Genomic DNA, 16,921 nt, shown 5'->3' on the forward strand with positions numbered 1-16,921 from the left:
CCCCCGGGGAGGGCGGGCCACCGTCGTGCCGACGTCACAGCTCGGCGAGCGTGCCCTCGTACATCTTGTCGATCTCGGCGGAGAAGTTGCTCTCCACGCCCCGGCGCTTGATCTTCAGCGACGGGGTGATCTCGCCGTGCTCGATCGTCAGGTCCCGCGGCAGGATGGTGACCTTCTTGATGGTCTCCCAGCGGTTGAGCTTGGCGTTGAGTTGGGCGACGTACTCCTCGACCATCGCCTGCGCCTCCGGCGAGGTCACGATCGCGGTGTAGTCGCGGCCCTCCAGGGGCGTGCCCGCGGCCCAGCCCTTGACCGCGTCCGGGTCGAGGGTGACCAGCATCGTGCAGTAGTTGCGGGCCTGGCCGATCACCACCGCCTGCGAGGTGTACGGGCAGATCGCCTTGAACATGCCCTCGATGTGCGAGGGCGCGATGTACTTGCCGCCCGACGTCTTGACCAGGTCCTTCTTCCGGTCGGTGATGCGCAGGTAGCCCTGTTCGTCGAGGGTGCCGATGTCGCCGGTGCGGAAGAACCCGTCCTCGGTGAACGCGGCGGCGGTCTCCTCCGGCAGGTTGTGGTAGCCGCGCATGACCGGCCGGCCCCGGACCAGGATCTCGCCGTCGGTGTCGATGCGGCACTCCAGGTCGCCCATCGCGGTGCCGACCGTGCCGATCCGCAGTCCGTCCGGCGGGTTGACGAAGTTGCCGGCGCTGGTCTCGGTCAGCCCGTAGCCCTCGGAGATCGGCAGGTTGGCCGCGGCGAAGAACGTGGCGATCTCCGGGCTCAGCGGGGCCGCGCCGGAGACGAGCACCCGGATGCGGCCGCCGAGGCGGGCCTGGAGCTTGCTGAACACCAGCTTCTCGGCCACCCGGTAACGGAGCTTCAGTCCGGCCGGGACCGGCTTGCCGGCCTGCTCCAGGCCGACCTTCTCCTTGCCGACCCCGACCGCCCAGGCGAAGATCTTGGCCTTGGCGCCGCCGGCGTCCTGGGCCGTGGTGACCGACTTGTTGTAGACCTTCTCGAAGACCCGGGGGGCGCCGCACATCAGCGTCGGCTGAACGACGCCGAGCATGTCGACGAGTCGGTCGACGCGGCCGTCAACGTACGTGGGCAGGCCGACGTGGGTCGCGCCGCAGAGCAGGGTCTTGCCGAACGAGTGCGACAGCGGCAGCCAGAGGTACTGCAGGTCGTCCTCGCGGAGGAGCCCCAGCTCGGCCTGGGCCACGCCCTCCCAGCACCAGCCGCCGTGCAGCAGTTCGACGCCCTTCGGCCGGCCGGTGGTGCCGGAGGTGTAGATCAGGGTGGCGAGGTGGTCCGGCCCGATCCCGGCGACGATCATGTCGATGAGGTCCGGCTCGGCGGTGAGCGCCCGTTCACCCCGCTCCTCCAGTTCGGCGAGGCTGAGCTGGGGGATGGGCGCGGCCGGGTCGGGGGAGCCGTCGAAGAGCACCACGTGGGTGAGCGCGGGCAGCTCCGCACCGGCGACCTTGGCCGCCTGGGCGGGGTTCTCCGCGAACAGCACCCGGGAGCCGGAGTCGGCGATGATGTAGGTCGCGTCCTCCGGCTCGGTGGTCGGGTAGACGGTCGTCGTCGCACCGCCGGCGCACATGATGCCGAAATCGACCAGCACCCACTCCAGCCGGGTGTTGGCCAGGATCGCGACCGGGTCCTCCAGGCCCACGCCGAGGCCGTGCAGCCCGGCGGCGATCGCCTTGGCCCGGCGTCCCACCTGCTCCCAGGTCAGCCAGACCGGGCCGGAGTCGTCGGCGGCCGGGTGGGCGAAAGCGTGCCGGTCGGGGGTCGCCGCCACGCGCTTGAGGAACATGTCGGGGATGGAACGGTACGGTACATCGAGAGCCATCGCTGTGCCGCCTTCAGGGGTGGGGCGTGACGGTCGTCACGTCCATGGTGGTTACCGAAGGGTATTGGGTCACGCCCCGTCACGGCTAGCCCGGGTGATCGTCCGAGGGGGCCGTCCCAACAGGCGGAACGGCCCGGGTCAGGCGTACCGCGCGGCGACCAGCGACCAGTCGTAGGTGGCGCGGATCCAGTTCCGCCGGGCGGTCAGCACCGGCCGCAGCGCCTCGTTCCCGGTCGCGAGCAGATCCGCCTCCGCGGCCAGGTACGCCTCGAGCGCGTCGTTGAACCGGTCCGCGGCCGCCCGCAGCGCGGCGGCCTCGTCCTGCCCCGACTCCCGGGCGATGACCGTGACCAGGTTGTGCCCGTCCGGCGCGGTGCGCTCTTTGCCGTAGGAGAAGACGTCGTTGCACCAGCAGACGAGGTCGGCGGCGAGGGTGTCGACGGTGAGCAGCGCCGGGTCGGTGCGCAGCGCCGCACCGGGCAGCCCGTCCAGGGCGAGGTCGGTCAGGGCGAAGCTGGGGTGGACACCCCCGGTGTGCCGGCGCATCTGCACGTACTCGGCCACGCCCGGAGCCCGCCGGTGCTCCCGGTTGGCGGCCTCCCAGAGCAGGGCCAGCAGGTAGTCCCGCAGCCGGCTGACGAACCGCAGCAGGAGCGCCGACCGCCCGTGGGCGCGGACCCGGCGGCAGAGGTCGTGCAGCGCGGCGCCGAGCGGCCCGGCCTCGGCCGGGACGGTCGCCGTCCCGCCCTGCCCGTCCAGCACGTCGAGCAGCGCCGCCACGACCGGCGCCAGCCGGGTGGGCGCCTCGCCCAGGCCGTCCTCGTCGCAGGCGTCGTCCATCACGAAGAGCCACGACACCAGGTCGGCCAGGAGGCGGACGCGCTCGACCGGTCCCTCCGGGCAGGCCCGCGCGGCCAGGCCGGCGGCGTCGGCGCGCCGTAACCGGCTCAACCGGTGACCGGAACTGATCAGGCCGAAGCTCTCCACCCACCCGGCGGTCTCGCCGGCCAGTAGATCGATCCCGTCATGGCGCCGTGCGGGAAACGGGGGCTCCCGCAGCGCCGAGACCGCGAAGGTCCGCATGGTGCTCCCAATCCGCGCCGTCCCGGAGTCACATGGCGCGGAAAGCGTACGGGAGTACGGATAGGTGCGGATCGCTGGGTGCAACATGCAGGAAGAGCTGTGGGTGACCGATTAAGTGCAGTGAGTTACATGCCCAGGTTGGCGCTTCGCAATCGCCGCGCCGCGGTCGCCGCCCCGTCCAACTGGACCCGGGCGACCCGCTGTCGGCCGGAGAGGAACAGCGTCAACTCGCCGGGCGCCCCGACCACCCGCAGCGGCTCGCCGCCCCGGCCGACGGAGAGCTCGCCGAAGCCGGGCGCCTGCACGTAGAGGTCGGCGGGGAACCGGCGCAGCGCCAGCCGGGCCAGCGGCGCGGCCCGCCGCCAGAGGGCGGACTGCAGGCCGGCGCCCAGGTCCCGGGGCAGCCACCCGGGCCGGGCCCGGCGCACGTCCTCGTGGTGGATGAAGAACTCCATCGTGTTGGTGAGCTCGTCGACGAGCCGGTTGCTCACCGGACTCCAGGCGGGGGGTCGGCGCACCTGGGCCACCAACTCGTCGTACGGCCGGGCCGCGATCCGCCGCCGGACGCGCTCGGCGTGCCCCCGCAGCGGCGGGAGCAGGAGACCGCCGGCGGCGTCCGGGCGGCGTTCCCGCAGGACGAGGTGCGCGGCGAGGTCGCGGGTGAGCCACCCCTCGGCCACGGTCGGCGCGTCCGGGCCGACGGCGAGCAGCAGATCGGCCAGCGCCTCGCGCTCGGCTCGGGCGTACCGGGGCATGCCCCCGATCGTAGGCGCGGACGCCGCCGTCGGCTCGCCCGCCGTGACGGGCCGCGTCGCGGCCGTGGCTACCGGCGCGTACGTGACCGTCGACATATCCGCTCGGTCGGCGGGGCCCGGCTCTGAGCGGTAAGGATGGGGGAGATAATTGTTGCTTACGGCGGGGGAGAGCGTGGCGAGCGGGACAAGTCGGGACGTGCTCGGCCGGGGGTTCGCGGTCCTCGGGCGGGCGATCCGGGAGCAGCCACGGATCTTCGCGGTGGCGGTGACCGGCAGCGTGCTCTTCGGCGGCATGGTGGTCGTCAGCGCGTACGTGGTCGGCGCGGTGGTCGGTGACGTCGTCGTTCCCGCCGTGGCCCGCGGCTCGGTGGGCGTGGCCACGCTCGCCCTGGCCGCCGCCGCGCTGTTCGGCATCAGCGTGGTGCGCGTCGTCGGCATCTTCGGCCGCCGGCTCGGCGCCGGCTACATGCAGTACCGCCTCCAGGCCGACTACCGCCGCCGGGTCACCCGACGCTACCTGGACCTGCCGCTCTCGTGGCACCACCGCAACGCGACCGGCACCCTGCTGTCCAACGCCAACTCCGACGTCGAGGCCGCCTGGTTCCCGATCGCGCCGCTGCCGTTCGCCGTCGGCACGCTGGTGATGCTGGTCGGCGCCGTCGCCTCCCTCTTCGCGACCGACTGGGCGCTCGCCCTGGTCGGGCTGACCGTCTTCCCGGCGCTGTTCGCGCTGAACGTCGTCTACTCCCGTCGCATGGCCCCCCGCCAGGCCCGCGCGCAGCGGCTGCGCGCCGAGGTCAGCGGCATCGCCCACGAGAGCTTCGACGGGGCGCTGGTGGTCAAGACGATGGGCCGGGAGGCCCAGGAGACAGCCCGGTTCGCGGGCCGTGCCGGGGAGCTGCGGGACGCGCTGATCGCCGTCGGCCGGCTACGGGGCGTCTTCGACCCGATGCTGGAGACCCTGCCCAGCCTCGGCACCCTCGCGGTGCTGGTGGTCGGCGCGTTCCGGCTGCGGCAGGGCGCCATCAGCGTGACCGAGCTGGTGAGCGTGGCGTTCCTGTTCACCGTGCTGGCGTTCCCGGTGCGGGCGATCGGCTGGGTGCTGGCCGAGATGCCGCGCAGCGTCGCCGGCTGGGACCGGGTCCGCCGGGTGCTCGACGCCACCGGCGAGATGCCGTACGGCGACCAGGAGCTGGACCCGGCCGACCCCGCGCCGGCCACGCTGTCCTTCAGCGACGTCCGCTTCGGCTACGAGCCCGCCGAGGCGCACCTGCCCGGCACCGAGGTGCTCGGCGAGGTCACCTTCACGGTCCCCGCCGGCCGGACGGTCGCGCTGGTCGGGCCCACCGGGGCCGGCAAGTCCACCATCGCGTCGCTGGCGGTCCGCCTGGTCGACCCGGCGGCCGGCACCGTCGCCCTGGACGGGGTGGACGTCCGGCGGCTCACCGCCGCGTCGCTGGCGCGTACCGCCGCGCTGGTCGCCCAGGTGCCGTTCGTCTTCGACGACACCGTCCGCGCCAACATCACGCTGGACCGGCCGGGCATCGGCGACGAGGACGTCTGGGCGGCCCTGCGACTGGCCGAGGCGGACGGCTTCGTCGCCGCCCTCCCGGACGGGCTCGACACGATGGTCGGCGAGCGCGGCACCTCGCTCTCCGGCGGGCAGCGGCAGCGGTTGACCCTGGCTCGGGCGCTCGCCGGCCGCCCGCGCCTGCTGGTGCTCGATGACGCGACCAGCGCCGTCGACCCGCGGGTGGAGGCGGCCATCCTGGCCGGCCTGCGCGCCGCCGACCGCTCCGGCGCGGCCGCCACGTCGATCCTGGTGGTCGCCTACCGGCGGGCCACGATCGCGCTCGCCGACGAGGTGATCTACCTCGAGCAGGGGCGCGTGGTGGCCCGGGGTACCCATACCGACCTGCTCGCCACCGTGCCGGGCTACGCCGACCTGGTCACCGCCTACGAGCAGGCCGAGGTGGAGCGGTCGGCCGAGGAGCAGCCGTACGACGAGGACGTGGCGCCGCTGCCGTCGGGCCTCGAAATGGAGGTGGACCGGTGAGCGCGAGGAGTGCAGCGGAGCGGAGCCCCGCAGTCGCGAACGAAAGGCGGGCGCGGTGAGCGTGAGCGCGAGCGCGGTGAAGGACGCGGAGGGGCGGCCGGAGGAGGTCGAGTCGACCTGGCGGACGTTGCATCGCGGCCTGGCTCTCTCCCCGGAACTGCGGACCGGCCTGCTCGGCACGCTCGCGCTGGCGTTGGTCTACATGGTCGGCCGAGTGGCCGTGCCGGTGGCCGTGCAGCAGGGCATCGACAACGGCATCGTCGGTGGGCTGGATCTGGACGTGGTCTGGACCGTCGTCGCGGTGACGGCGGCGATCCTGGTGGTCACCACGCTCTGCGGCTACCTGATGATGCGCCGCCTGTTCACGGTGAGCGAGACCGCGCTGGCGAACGTCCGGACCCGGGCGTTCCGGCACGTGCACGACCTGTCGATGCTGCACCAGCAGTCGGAGCGGCGCGGTTCGCTGGTCTCCCGGGTCACCAGCGATGTCGACCAGATCACCCAGTTCCTCCAGTGGGGTGGGGTGATCCTGCTGGTCAACCTCGGTCAGCTGCTGGTCACGACGATCGTGATGCTGGCGTACTCCTGGCAGTTGACGCTGGTGGTGTTCGCCGCCTTCCTGCCGGCGGTGTTCGTGATCCGGCTGCTCCAGCGCCGGCTCGGCGCCGCGTACGGCGTGGTGCGGCAGCGCACCGGCACGCTGCTGGGGACGATCGCGGAGAGCGTGGTCGGCGCGCCGGTGATCCGGGCGTACGGCATCGCGGGGCGTACCGCGCGGCGGCTGGACGAGGCGATCGACGGGCAGCGGCGGGCGCAGCAGCGGGCCATCCGGATCAGCATCATGGGCAGTTCGGTGGGCGAGTTGGCCGCCGGGCTGGCCCTGGCCGGCGTGGTGGTGCTCGGGGTCACCCTGGGTGTCGGCGGCACGCTGTCCATCGGTCAGCTGACCGCGTTCCTGTTCCTGGTGACCCTGTTCATCCAGCCGGTGCAGATCGCCACCGAGGTGCTCAACGAGGCGCAGAACGCGATCGCCGGTTGGCGGCGGGTGCTGGACGTGCTGGACGTCGCGCCGGATGTGGCCGATCCCGGCGAGCAGGGCCGGGACCTGCCGGCCGGGCCGCTGGACATCCGCTTCGCCGGGGTGGGGTTCGCCTATCCGGGCGGGGCGCCGGTGCTGCACGACATCGACGTGGAGATCCCGGCGAAGAGTCGGGTGGCGGTGGTGGGCGAGACCGGCAGCGGGAAGACCACCTTCGCCAAGCTGCTGACCCGGTTGATGGATCCGACCGACGGCGCCGTGCTGCTCTCGGGCGTGCCGCTGGACGACGTGCGGTTCGCGTCGCTGCGGGCGCGGGTGGTGATGGTGCCGCAGGACGGGTTCCTCTTCGACGCCACGGTGGGGGAGAACGTCCGCTTCGCCCGACCGGAGCTGACTGACGCGCAGCTCACGACGGCCTTCGCCGAGCTGGGCCTGGGCGACTGGTTGGACGGTCTGCCGGCCGGTCTGGACACCCCGGTGGGGGAGCGGGGTGAGGCGCTGAGCGTGGGGGAGCGGCAGCTGGTGGCGTTGGCCCGCGCGTACGTGACGGACCCGGACCTGCTGGTGCTGGACGAGGCGACCAGCGCGGTCGACCCGGCCACGGAGGTGCGTCTGCAGCGCACCCTGGACGCGGTGACCCGGGGTCGGACGACCCTGGCCATCGCCCACCGGCTGTCCACGGCGCAGGCCGCGGACGAGGTGATCGTGGTGGACCGGGGTCGGATCGTGCAGCGCGGCCCGCACGACGAGTTGGTCCGCGACCCGGAGTCGACGTACGGGCTGCTCTACGCCTCCTGGCTGGAGCAGACCCGCTGACCCCGGGCCGCGGCCGTGGGCCGGGTCAGCGGGAGTAGAACTCGACGACGAGCTGCTCGTCGCAGATGACCGGCACCTCGGTGCGCGCCGGCTCGCGCAGCAGCGTGGCGCGCAGCCCGGTCAGGTCCACCGACAGGTACGGCTGGCCGGGACCGTCGCCACGGTTGGCGCCGGCGGCGGCGAGTTGGAACGGCAGGCGCTGGCGGCTGCGCTCGCGTACGCCGACCACCTGGCCCGGGCGCAGTCGGTAGGAGGGCCGGTCGACCTTGCGGCCGTCGACGGTGATGTGGCCGTGGCCGACGAGCTGGCGGGCCTGGTAGATGCTGCGGGCCAGCCCGGCGCGGTGCACCACCGCGTCGAGCCGACGCTCCAGGAGCGAGACCAGGCTCTCGCCGGTCTTGCCGGTGCCCCGGACGGCCTCGTCGAAGGTGCGGCGCAGTTGGGTCTCGCTGACGTTGTACTGGTGGCGCAGGCGCTGCTTCTCCAGCAGCCGGACCTGGTAGTCCGACGTCTTGCGGCGCTGTCGACCGTGCACGCCCGGGGGGAAGGGGCGGCGCTCGAAGTACTTGACGCTCTTCTCGGTGAGCGGGATGCCGAGGGCGCGGGAGAGCCGGACCTTGGGCCGGGACTGGTTCACGGTGGACCTCTCCGATCAGGTGCTCTAGGGTTACTTAGGTAAGGCTAACCTATCGAGGAGGAAGTGCCATGCGGCCCAGCCCCGCGGAGATCGTCCGCACCCTCGTCGCGGGCCGGCTTCCCGGCCTCGTCCACCTGGCGCACCGGCCCGGCCCGCACCACGTCCGCCACGTCACCGACCCCGAGGGACGGGTGCTGCTGCTCGTGCCGGTGGTCAGCGACCTGGCCGCCGCCCTGCGCCCGGTGGAGGGCGAGGACGACGTCGCGCTCGTCCTCGACGTGCTCGACCTGCCGCCCGCGGCCGGGTCGCCGTCGCTGGGTCGGGCCTGGGTCTCCGGCTGGGCGGCCGAGCTGAACGGGGAGGAGGCGCGCGCCGCGTCGATCGACTTCGCCGCGGTCGATCCGACCGGCGACCTGCTCGACCTGGGCACCCGGTTCCGGCTGTTCCGCTTCGAGGTGGCCGAGGCGCGCTGGGAGCGTCGCGGGGGCGTCCGCCGCGTCGACCCCGAGGCGTACGCGGAGGCCGAGCCGGACCCGCTGCACGCGATCGAGGGGGAGCTGCTGGCCGACCTCGCCGACCACCACGGCGCCGAGGTGACCGCCTACCTCCGCCGCCACTTCGACCTGGCCGAGGAGGCCGAGGCGCCCCGGGTGGTGCGGATCGACCGGTACGGCCTGGTGGTCGCCCTCGGCCGACCGGGCGCGCTGCGACGGGCGCGGCTGGCCTTCCCGCGCCCGGTCGCCGACCACGCCGAGCTGGTGCGCCTGCTGCACCCGATGGTCTGCCCCCGGGCCGCGACCCACTGAGCCGCGGCGGCGCCGGTCAGACCGGCAGGTCGCCGGTGAGGTAGCGCTGGACCGTCGGCCCGACGGTCGCGGCCAGCGTCTCCGGGCTCGCGGAGGCGACCGGCTCCAGCCGGATCACGTGCCGCATCATGGCCAGACCGATCAGTTGGGACGCCACCAGCGACCCGCGCAGCGGCAGCTCGGCCGGGGCGACGTCGAGGTGGTCGAGCACCCGGCGCAGCACCTGGGTGGTCAGGAACTCCCGCAGCAGGCGGGCCGTCCACTCGTTGCTGACCGCGGAGCGCAGCAGCGCCACCCCGGCCGTGCCGGCCGGGGAGTCCCACACGCCGAGGAACATCCGGACCAGCCGTTCGCCGAGGCCGTCGCGGTCACCGGCGAGGACCTTCGGCAGAAGCTCCCGCGGGTCGACCGGCGCCTGCATCGCGGCCAGGAAGAGCTGGTCCTTGCTGCCGAAGTAGTGGTGCACCAGGGCCGGGTCCACCCCGGCCGTGGCGGCGATGGCGCGGATCGACGCGGCGTCGAACCCCCGCTCGGCGAACGCGGCGCGCGCCGCGTCGAGGATCGCCTCCCGCGTGTCGGGATTGCCGGGTCGCCGGCCGGTCCGCCGTGCCATCGCCGCCCTTCACTCGTCGGCCCGGGGTGCCCGGGTCAGCCGCTGCGCCGCCGCAGGGTGGCCGCGGCCAGCACCAGCGCCAGCACCGCCGCGCCGGCGACGATCGCGACGTCGCGCCACATCGTGCCGGTCGGCTCCGCGTGCGCGCCGACCTCCTGCAACGCCTCGACCGCGTACGACAGCGGCAGCACGTCGCTGACCGCCTGCAACCAGCCCGCCATCTCGCCGCGGGGTACGAAGAGCCCGCAGAGCAGCAGCTGGGGGGCGACCACGACCGGCATGAACTGTACGGCCTGGAACTCGGTGCGGGCGAAGGCACTGCAGAACAACCCGAGGGCGACCGCGAGAACCGCGTTCAGCGCGGCCACCATGATCACCAGCCCGATGCTGCCGGCGGTCTCCAGCCCGAGCACCCAGTACGCGACGGCCGAGGCGACGGTCGCCTGGACCGCGCCGGCCAGCCCGAACGCGATGCCGTAGCCGAACAGCAGGTCGGCCTTGGCCAGCGGGGTGGTGAGCAGCCGTTCCAGCGTGCCCGTCGTGCGCTCGCGGAGCATGGCGATGCTGGTCACCAGGAACATGACGATGAAGGGGAAGAAGCCGAGCATCACTAGCGCGATGCGGTCGAAGGCCGACGGTCCGACGGGTGGGGCGGGCTGGTCGGCGTACATGTAGTAGACCAGGGTCAGCAGCACGGTGGGCACCACCACCAGCAGGGCCACGGTGCGCCGGTCGTGGCGTAGCTGACGCAGGATGCGGCCCACGGTGGCCGCGAGGATCCGCGGGTTCACGACGCCTCCCCTCGGGTCTCGCCGGGCACGAGCGCGGGGTCGGCCGTCGCCCGTCCGGCACCGGTCTCGGTCGCTCGGATCAGTCGCAGGAACGCCTCGTCGAGGTCGTCCACGCCGGCGCTGGCGCGTACCGCGGCGGGGGTGTCATCGGCGATCAGCCGGCCCTCGCGGATGAGCAGCAGCCGGTCGCAGCGGGCGGCTTCGTCCATCACGTGGCTGGAGACCAGCAGGGTCGTGCCCTCCGCGGCCAGGGCGTGGAACCGCGCCCACAGGTCGGCCCTCAACACCGGATCCTGTCCGACGGTCGGCTCGTCGAGCACGACGAGCTCCGGCCGCCCGACCAGCGCGCACGCGAGCGAGGCGCGGCTGCGCTGCCCGCCGGAGAGGTTGCCGACGAGCTGACCGGCCGCGGCGTCTAGCCCGACGTCGGCGACGGCCCGGTCGGCGTCGGTGCGGCCACGCCCGTGGAGGGTCGCGAAGTAGCGGGCGTTCTCCCGCACCGTCAGGTCGGCGTAGACGCTGGGTGCCTGGGTGAGGTAGCCGACCCGCCGCCGCAGGTCGGCGGAGCCGGCGGGCCGGCCCAGCACGGTGACCGTGCCGCCGGCGACGGTCTGTACGCCGACCACGGCGCGCATGAGGGTGGTCTTGCCGCTGCCGCTGGGGCCGAGCAGCCCGGTGACCGCGCCGCGGGGGACCGCGCAGCTGATGCCGTCGAGCACCCGCCGTCGGCCCCGGTCGACGACCAGGTCACGGACCACGATCGCGTCGTCCATCGCCCGCCTCCCGAGAAACTCATCAAGTGTTGAACTCAACGCTAGATGAGATAATGCCCGTCGCGCAACAGTTGACTTCGTGTGCACTCGAACTGAAACCCTATGCTCCGTGGACACCAGCACCCGGGAGAGCACCCTTACCGTGGGCGAGGCGGCCGAGCGGGTCGGCCTCACCACCTACACGCTGCGCTGGTACGAGCAGGAGGGCCTGGTCGCCCCGGTCGGCCGGGACTCGGCCGGCCGCCGCCGGTACACCCCGGGCGACGTCGACTGGCTGTTCCTGCTCACCCGGCTGCGCCGGACCGGGATGCCGGTGCGGGACATGCGCCGCTACGCGGAGTTGGCCCGGCAGGGCGACCGCACCCTCGGTGCCCGGCGGGCGCTCTTCGAGGCGCACCGCGACCGGGTGTTGCGGCGGATGGCCGAGCTGGAGGAGGACCTGAAGGTGCTCGACCACAAGATCGACGCGTACCGCCGGGCCGAGGAGGAGACCCGCTGAGGGTGGTGCGACGGTCGGATGCCGATCCGTACCGGACACCAGGTCCGACATCGGACATTGCGCCTTGATCGGACGTACGGAACGATAGTGCGGTGGATCATGTTCCGCTACCGGATGCCGGTTTCCTCGACGACTGGGCCGCCCGGTTGCGGCAGTTCGCCGACCGGCCCGTCGTCGGCATCATGCTGCGCGGCAGCCACGCCCGGCGTGCCGCGACCCCGCACAGCGACGTCGACCTCGACGTGCTCGTCGGCGGCGCGCCGTACGCCGCGTGGCGCGCCTACCTGGCCGAGACCCCGGGCCGGCTGACCCACGTGTCGGTGGCCGCCCGGGACGTGCGCTCCTGGGTCGCCCGGCTCAACGAGCCCGCCGACTGGGCCTTCGGCCTGCCGGTCCACGCGCCCGCTCGACTGCTGTGGGCGGACGCGCACTGGCGGCGCCGGATCGACCTGCCGGTGCTCTGCCAGCCGGCCGGTGCGCCGCATCTCGAGGAGCTGATCGCCACGCTGGGCAAGGTCGCCGGCGCCCGGGCGGCCGGCGACCACCTCGGCGTGCGGCTCGCCGCCGGCGACCTGGCCCGGCTCTGCCCGTCGGTGTTGCGCCCCGCCAACCCCTCGGTGCGGGTGGTCTCCCGCCGAGGCGCCTTCGCCGCCGTGCTGCGCCTGCCCGTCGCCCCGGCGGGCTATCGCGAGGACATGCTGCTCTGCCTCGGCCTGCGCCCGGGCGCCACCGGGCAGCTCTGGGCGGCGGCGGTCCGGCTGGTCGCCGGCTGCCTACCGCTGATCCGCCCGTACGCCGCGGAGATCGCCGAGGCGGCCGGGCCGGACCTGGCCGCCGCACTGGTCGACGGCCGGCTGGACCGGTACGTCGCCCAGCTCACCCGTCCGGTTCCCGCTCGGCGGGAGGCGTCGCCGGTGCCCGCGCCGCGTGCGGGAGAATGGGTCACTGTGCCCGTACCTGACGCGCCCGTGACCGGCGCTCCTACCGACCCCAGCGCACCGCCGGCCGGCGGTCCGGCCCGTCCGTCCCAGCTCGACCCGGCCATCGCGGCCCGGCTGCGGCGCACCCCCGACGGGCTGGTGGCGGCCGTGGTGCGCCAGCACGACTCCGGCGAGGTGCTGATGGTCGCGTGGATGGACGACGAGGCCCTGCACCGCACCCTCACCACCGGCCGGGCCACCTACTGGTCCCGCAGCCGCCAGGAGTACTGGGTCAAGGGCGCCACCTCCGGGCACCACCAGTACGTCCGCTCGGTATCGCTGGACTGCGACGGCGACGCCCTGCTGGTGAGCGTCGAGCAGGTCGGCGCGGCCTGCCACACCGGGCACCGGACCTGCTTCTTCGAGGAGCTGCCGGTCACCGGGGCGGACGCGTCGTGAACGCGGGCGCCCGGCGGGCGACGGACGGAAGGCGGACGCGGTCATGACCGACGGCGCGGTGAGCCCGGACGAGGCGACCTTCACCGGGTTGGCGGCCCGGTGGCGGGTGGTGCCGGTGACCCGGCGGCTGCTCGCCGACGCGGAGACCCCGGTCGGGGTCTACCGCAAGCTGGCCGGCGGCCCCGGCACGTTCCTGCTGGAGTCCGCCGAGCAGGGTGCCGGCTCCGCCGGCATGTCCTGGTCGCGTTACTCGTTCATCGGCGTCCGCAGCGGCGCCACCCTGGTCGAGCGGGACGGCGAGGCCACCTGGCTCGGCCAGCCGCCGGCGGGTCTGCCCACCGGCGGCGACCCGGTGCGGGTGCTGCGGGAGACGGTGGCCGCCCTCGCCGGCCCGGCGGGGGAGACGGTCGCCGGGATGCCGCCGCTGACCGGTGGCATGGTCGGCTACCTGGGTTACGACCTGGTCCGCCGCTTCGAGCGCCTGCCCGAGCTGACCGAGGACGACCTGGGCGTCCCCGAGCTGGGCATGATGCTCGCGACCGACCTGGTGGTGCTCGACCACTACGACGGCTCGGCGATCCTGGTGGCCAACGCCGTCCTGCCGCCGCTGGACGAGCCGGGCCGGGACGCCCAGGTGACGGCCGCGTACCACCACGCGGTGGGCCGGCTCGACGCGATGACCACGGCGCTGTCCCGCCCGATCCCGCCGATGATCTCCACGGTGGCCCGACCGCCGGTGGGCGACGTGGTCAGCCGTACACCCGACGGCGGCTACCCGAAGGCCGTCGAGGTGGCCAAGGAGGCGATCCGGGCCGGCGAGTGCTTCCAGATCGTGCTCTCCCAGCGCTTCGAGCGGGCCACCCACGCCGACCCGCTCGACGTGTACCGGGTGCTGCGCACCACCAACCCGAGCCCGTACATGTACCTGCTGCGCTTCGACGACTTCGACATCGTCGGCTCCTCGCCGGAGGCGCACCTGAAGGTGACGACCGACGGCGACGGGCAGCGCCGTGCCCTGCTGCACCCGATCGCCGGCACCCGCCCGCGCGGCGGCACCTCGGCGGCGGACGCCCGGCTCGCCACCGAGCTGCTCGCCGACCCGAAGGAGCGCGCCGAGCACGTCATGCTGGTCGACCTGGGCCGCAACGACCTCGGCCGGGTGTGCCGGCCGGGCACGGTCGAGGTGCCGGAGTTCGCCACCATCGAGCGCTACAGCCATGTCATGCACATCGTCTCGACCGTGGTCGGCACGCTCCGGGAGGACCGCACCGCGTTCGACGCGCTGGCCGCGACCTTTCCCGCCGGCACCCTCTCCGGCGCGCCGAAGGTGCGGGCCATGGAGATCATCGAGGAGCTGGAGCCGGTCCGCCGTGGTGTCTACGGCGGCACGGTCGGCTACTTCGGGTTCGGCGGCGACCTGGACATGGCCATCGCGATCCGCACGGCCCTGATGCGCCCCGGTCGGGCGTACGTGCAGGCCGGCGCCGGGGTGGTGGCCGACTCCGACCCGGCCGCGGAGGACCAGGAGACCCGGAACAAGGCGGCCGCCGTGCTCGCCGCGATCGCCGCGGCGGAGACGCTGAGGGCGGCCCGGTGAGGGCGAGGAGTGCAGCGCAGCGGAGCCCCGCAGTCGCGAACGAAAGGGCGGCTCGGTGAGTGGGGAGCGTGAGCCGGCGGTGTCGGGTCGGCGGGAGTTGACGTACGCCGTGCTGCTCTGCGTGGCCGGCGCGGGCCTCGCGCTCTGGGCGGCGACCCGGACCTGGGCGGTCGAGTTGACGGTCCGCCCGGCGCCGCTGGGGCCGGAGCGGGCGCTGCGGACGGGCGCCGCCCTGGTGCCCTGGCTGCCCGCGCTGGCGGTGGTCGGCCTGGCCGGCGGGGGCGCGGTGCTGGCCACCCGGGGTCGGCTGCGTCAGGTGCTCGGCGGGTTGCTCGCTCTGCTCGGCGTGGCGGTGGCGGCCGGTGGCGGCTACGGCCTGGTGGCCGCGTTCGAGGGGGCGGTGAGCCGGCAGTGGCCGGCGCTCACGCTGGTCGGTGGCCTGGTGGCCGCGGCGGGCGGTGCGTTGACCGCGCTGCGGGGCCGGGCCTGGCCGGCGATGGGGACGCGGTACGAGCGGCGGGCGCGGGCCGGGGCCGGGCGACCCGGGACCGCGGTGGCCGACGGTGCGGTGGGTGAGGGTGCGGCGCCGGGTCCGGTGACCGGGCGGCGCACCACGGAGGCGTGGGACGCGCTCGACCGGGGCGAGGACCCGACGGTCAGCTGACCGGCTGCCGCTCGCGCTGCCGGCGGTCGGCGGCGAGCTGCGCCACCATGCGGTCCAGCTCGGCGCGCCGGTCGGCGCGGGCGCGGTCGGCGCAGACAGCCTCCCACGCGTTGCCCCGCGCGGTCCGCATCCGACCCTCGCCGACCACGGCGCGCTCGAGCGTGTGCACCACACCGACGGCGAGGGACGCGACGGTCCGCGAGATGGTGGTCAGTCCGATGGTCGTGGTCGGATCGGCAGTGCTCATGGTCACCCCGCACGAGGATGGTTGGCGACGGTGGGCAGGCGCGTCATCGAGTCTGCCCGAGGGAGATGCTCGTCGGTTCGCGTTTCGCCGTGGTGACCGACGGGTCAACTGTCCGTCCTCGCCAACGCCCGGTACAGAGCCGTTCGTCCTTGAGCTTGCTCACAACATCGACGCTCGTCGACGTCCGGTGCGCCCCGGGCCCGTGAAGTGGCATGATCGATGGGTCGATGTCGATGGCGACGGGGTCGAACCCCAGTTGAGCCGGCCGATGGAGGAGGTGGCGCTGAGTGATCTCCCCTTCACGGCAGGTCGGCCATTATGCCCCAGGCCCATTCGTGAGGAGCGCCATACCCCCACCACCTGGCGCCGGCCGGCGCCCCCTAGCATCGGCCCATGACACCCGGAGAGGGGAGTCCGTTGGTGACTGCTGAGCATGCGCACGCGGAGGGGGACGAGGCCGGTCCGGCGGCGTCCGCAAGCGTGCTCGACGAGATCCTGGCCGGCGTGCGCGAGGACGTGGCCCGGCGGCAGGAGCAGGTTCCGCTCGAGCGGATCCGGGAGCTGGCCGCCGCCGCCCCGCCGCCGCTCGACGCGTACGCCGCCCTGCGCAAGCCCGGCGTGGCCGTGATCGCCGAGGTGAAGCGTTCCTCGCCCTCCAAGGGGCAGCTCGCGGAGATCGCCGACCCGGCCGACCTGGCGAGCGACTACGCCGCCGGTGGCGCCCGGGCGATCAGTGTCCTCACCGAGGGGCGCTGGTTCGGCGGCTCGCTGGACGATCTGGCCGCGGTCCGCGCCGCCGTGCAGGTTCCGGTGCTGCGCAAGGACTTCGTGATCTCCAGCTACCAGGTCCACGAGGCCCGCGCGCACGGTGCCGACCTGGTGCTGCTGATCGTCGCCGCGCTGGAGCAGAACGCGCTGGTCGGTCTGCTGGAGCGCATCGAGTCGCTCGGCATGACCGCGCTGGTCGAGGTGCACGACGAGGAGGAGGCCGACCGGGCGCTGGAGGCGGGGGCCCAGGTCATCGGGGTCAACGCCCGTGACCTGCGTACCCTGGAGGTCGACCGCTCGGTGTTCGAGCGGATCGCGCCCGGCCTGCCCAGCAGCGTCGTCAAGATCGCCGAGTCCGGCGTGCGCGGCCCGCACGATCTCATCCGCTACGCGTCGGCGGGCGCCGACGCCGTCCTGGTCGGCGAGGGCCTGGTCACCCAGAAGAGCCCCCGCGAGGCGGTGGCCGAGCTGGTCAACGCCGGCAATCACCCGGCCACACCACGCCCGGTGCGCTGACCCCGCGCCGGTCCACCCGCA

General features: G+C 74.0%; 16 protein-coding genes and 1 pseudogene. 9 read left to right on the forward strand and 8 right to left on the reverse strand.

The features are described from left to right. Positions 1-34: 34 nt before the first annotated feature. The 3 genes from GA0070620_RS30600 to GA0070620_RS30610 all read right to left on the reverse strand — a co-directional run bounded on the left by GA0070620_RS30600 (position 35) and on the right by GA0070620_RS30610 (position 3,699). Complete coding sequence (locus tag GA0070620_RS30600) at positions 35-1,861, reverse strand: AMP-dependent synthetase/ligase (RefSeq protein ID WP_091596795.1); 1,827 nt, start codon at positions 1,859-1,861, stop codon at positions 35-37. 138 nt (positions 1,862-1,999) lie between these two features. Next, positions 2,000-2,944: a terpene synthase family protein gene (locus tag GA0070620_RS30605; protein ID WP_091596798.1), complete on the reverse strand. Its 945-nt coding sequence runs from the start codon at positions 2,942-2,944 to the stop codon at positions 2,000-2,002. A 125-nt stretch (positions 2,945-3,069) separates the two neighbouring features. After that, the gene (locus tag GA0070620_RS30610; protein ID WP_091599648.1) at positions 3,070-3,699 is read right to left on the reverse strand and encodes a TIGR03085 family metal-binding protein; all 630 of its coding nucleotides are present in this window, start codon (positions 3,697-3,699) and stop codon (positions 3,070-3,072) included. 172 nt (positions 3,700-3,871) lie between these two features. On the opposite strand from GA0070620_RS30610, the gene GA0070620_RS30615 reads away from it, so the two are divergent. Both GA0070620_RS30615 and GA0070620_RS30620 read left to right on the forward strand, forming a co-directional pair. Continuing rightward, complete coding sequence (locus GA0070620_RS30615) at positions 3,872-5,755, forward strand: ABC transporter ATP-binding protein (RefSeq protein ID WP_091596801.1); 1,884 nt, start codon at positions 3,872-3,874, stop codon at positions 5,753-5,755. A 76-nt stretch (positions 5,756-5,831) separates the two neighbouring features. After that, a complete protein-coding gene (locus GA0070620_RS30620) occupies positions 5,832-7,610 on the forward strand; it encodes an ABC transporter ATP-binding protein (protein WP_091599651.1) in 1,779 nt (592 codons plus the stop codon). A 25-nt stretch (positions 7,611-7,635) separates the two neighbouring features. Here the strand turns inward: GA0070620_RS30620 and rpsD are convergent, their stop codons facing one another. Continuing rightward, entirely contained in the window at positions 7,636-8,247 is a 612-nt protein-coding gene (gene rpsD, locus GA0070620_RS30625) for a 30S ribosomal protein S4 (RefSeq protein ID WP_091596803.1), read from the reverse strand. 68 nt (positions 8,248-8,315) lie between these two features. On the opposite strand from rpsD, the gene GA0070620_RS30630 reads away from it, so the two are divergent. After that, positions 8,316-9,053, forward strand: a complete 738-nt coding sequence (locus GA0070620_RS30630; RefSeq protein WP_091596806.1) for a DUF2470 domain-containing protein — start codon at positions 8,316-8,318, stop codon at positions 9,051-9,053. Between the two features lie 16 nt (positions 9,054-9,069). Here the strand turns inward: GA0070620_RS30630 and GA0070620_RS30635 are convergent, their stop codons facing one another. Genes GA0070620_RS30635 through GA0070620_RS30645 form a run of 3 tightly spaced genes read right to left on the reverse strand, consistent with a single transcriptional unit; the run spans position 9,070 to position 11,230 of the window. Beyond that, positions 9,070-9,666 (reverse strand): TetR/AcrR family transcriptional regulator, encoded by a 597-nt coding sequence (locus tag GA0070620_RS30635; RefSeq protein ID WP_091596809.1) that lies wholly within the window; start codon positions 9,664-9,666, stop codon positions 9,070-9,072. 35 nt (positions 9,667-9,701) lie between these two features. After that, entirely contained in the window at positions 9,702-10,457 is a 756-nt protein-coding gene (locus GA0070620_RS30640) for an ABC transporter permease (protein WP_091596813.1), read from the reverse strand. Next, the gene (locus tag GA0070620_RS30645) at positions 10,454-11,230 is read right to left on the reverse strand and encodes an ABC transporter ATP-binding protein (protein ID WP_091596816.1); all 777 of its coding nucleotides are present in this window, start codon (positions 11,228-11,230) and stop codon (positions 10,454-10,456) included. The genes GA0070620_RS30640 and GA0070620_RS30645 overlap by 4 nt, the downstream gene beginning before the upstream one ends. A gap of 109 nt (positions 11,231-11,339) precedes the next feature. On the opposite strand from GA0070620_RS30645, the gene GA0070620_RS30650 reads away from it, so the two are divergent. The 5 genes and pseudogenes from GA0070620_RS30650 (at position 11,340) to GA0070620_RS30665 (ending at position 15,369) form a co-directional block, all read left to right on the forward strand. After that, positions 11,340-11,729 (forward strand): MerR family transcriptional regulator, encoded by a 390-nt coding sequence (locus tag GA0070620_RS30650; RefSeq protein WP_091596819.1) that lies wholly within the window; start codon positions 11,340-11,342, stop codon positions 11,727-11,729. 182 nt (positions 11,730-11,911) lie between these two features. After that, positions 11,912-12,508: pseudogene (locus tag GA0070620_RS33865) on the forward strand (phosphoribosyl-AMP cyclohydrolase); the annotation flags it as partial. 168 nt (positions 12,509-12,676) lie between these two features. Next, positions 12,677-13,108, forward strand: coding sequence for a phosphoribosyl-AMP cyclohydrolase (gene hisI, locus GA0070620_RS33870; protein WP_091599654.1), 432 nt, complete (start codon positions 12,677-12,679; stop codon positions 13,106-13,108). A gap of 43 nt (positions 13,109-13,151) precedes the next feature. Continuing rightward, on the forward strand, positions 13,152-14,705 hold the full coding sequence (locus GA0070620_RS30660) for an anthranilate synthase component I (protein WP_091596823.1): 1,554 nt from the start codon (positions 13,152-13,154) through the stop codon (positions 14,703-14,705). A 55-nt stretch (positions 14,706-14,760) separates the two neighbouring features. After that, a complete protein-coding gene (locus GA0070620_RS30665; RefSeq protein ID WP_091596825.1) occupies positions 14,761-15,369 on the forward strand; it encodes a Trp biosynthesis-associated membrane protein in 609 nt (202 codons plus the stop codon). Here GA0070620_RS30665 and GA0070620_RS30670 read toward each other — a convergent pair. Further along, on the reverse strand, positions 15,362-15,616 hold the full coding sequence (locus GA0070620_RS30670; protein ID WP_091596828.1) for a hypothetical protein: 255 nt from the start codon (positions 15,614-15,616) through the stop codon (positions 15,362-15,364). The genes GA0070620_RS30665 and GA0070620_RS30670 overlap by 8 nt on opposite strands. Before the next feature lie 480 nt (positions 15,617-16,096). Here GA0070620_RS30670 and trpC point away from each other — a divergent pair, with 480 nt between their 5' ends. Beyond that, on the forward strand, positions 16,097-16,900 hold the full coding sequence (gene trpC, locus GA0070620_RS30675; RefSeq protein WP_172836639.1) for an indole-3-glycerol phosphate synthase TrpC: 804 nt from the start codon (positions 16,097-16,099) through the stop codon (positions 16,898-16,900). Positions 16,901-16,921 lie beyond the last annotated feature (21 nt).

It is taken from the genome of Micromonospora krabiensis (genome assembly GCF_900091425.1).
Lineage (GTDB): Bacteria > Actinomycetota > Actinomycetes > Mycobacteriales > Micromonosporaceae > Micromonospora > Micromonospora krabiensis.

Bases quoted from the DNA above. Each gene is read 5' to 3' on its own strand.
- GA0070620_RS30600 (WP_091596795.1), bottom strand. From the start codon at position 1,861: ATGGCTCTCGATGTACCGTACCGTTCCATCCCCGACATGTTCCTCAAG.
- GA0070620_RS30605 (WP_091596798.1), bottom strand. From the start codon at position 2,944: ATGCGGACCTTCGCGGTCTCGGCGCTGCGGGAGCCCCCGTTTCCCGCA.
- GA0070620_RS30610 (WP_091599648.1), bottom strand. From the start codon at position 3,699: ATGCCCCGGTACGCCCGAGCCGAGCGCGAGGCGCTGGCCGATCTGCTG.
- GA0070620_RS30630 (WP_091596806.1), top strand. From the start codon at position 8,316: ATGCGGCCCAGCCCCGCGGAGATCGTCCGCACCCTCGTCGCGGGCCGG.
- GA0070620_RS30635 (WP_091596809.1), bottom strand. From the start codon at position 9,666: ATGGCACGGCGGACCGGCCGGCGACCCGGCAATCCCGACACGCGGGAG.
- GA0070620_RS30645 (WP_091596816.1), bottom strand. From the start codon at position 11,230: ATGGACGACGCGATCGTGGTCCGTGACCTGGTCGTCGACCGGGGCCGA.
- GA0070620_RS30660 (WP_091596823.1), top strand. From the start codon at position 13,152: ATGACCGACGGCGCGGTGAGCCCGGACGAGGCGACCTTCACCGGGTTG.
- GA0070620_RS30670 (WP_091596828.1), bottom strand. From the start codon at position 15,616: ATGAGCACTGCCGATCCGACCACGACCATCGGACTGACCACCATCTCG.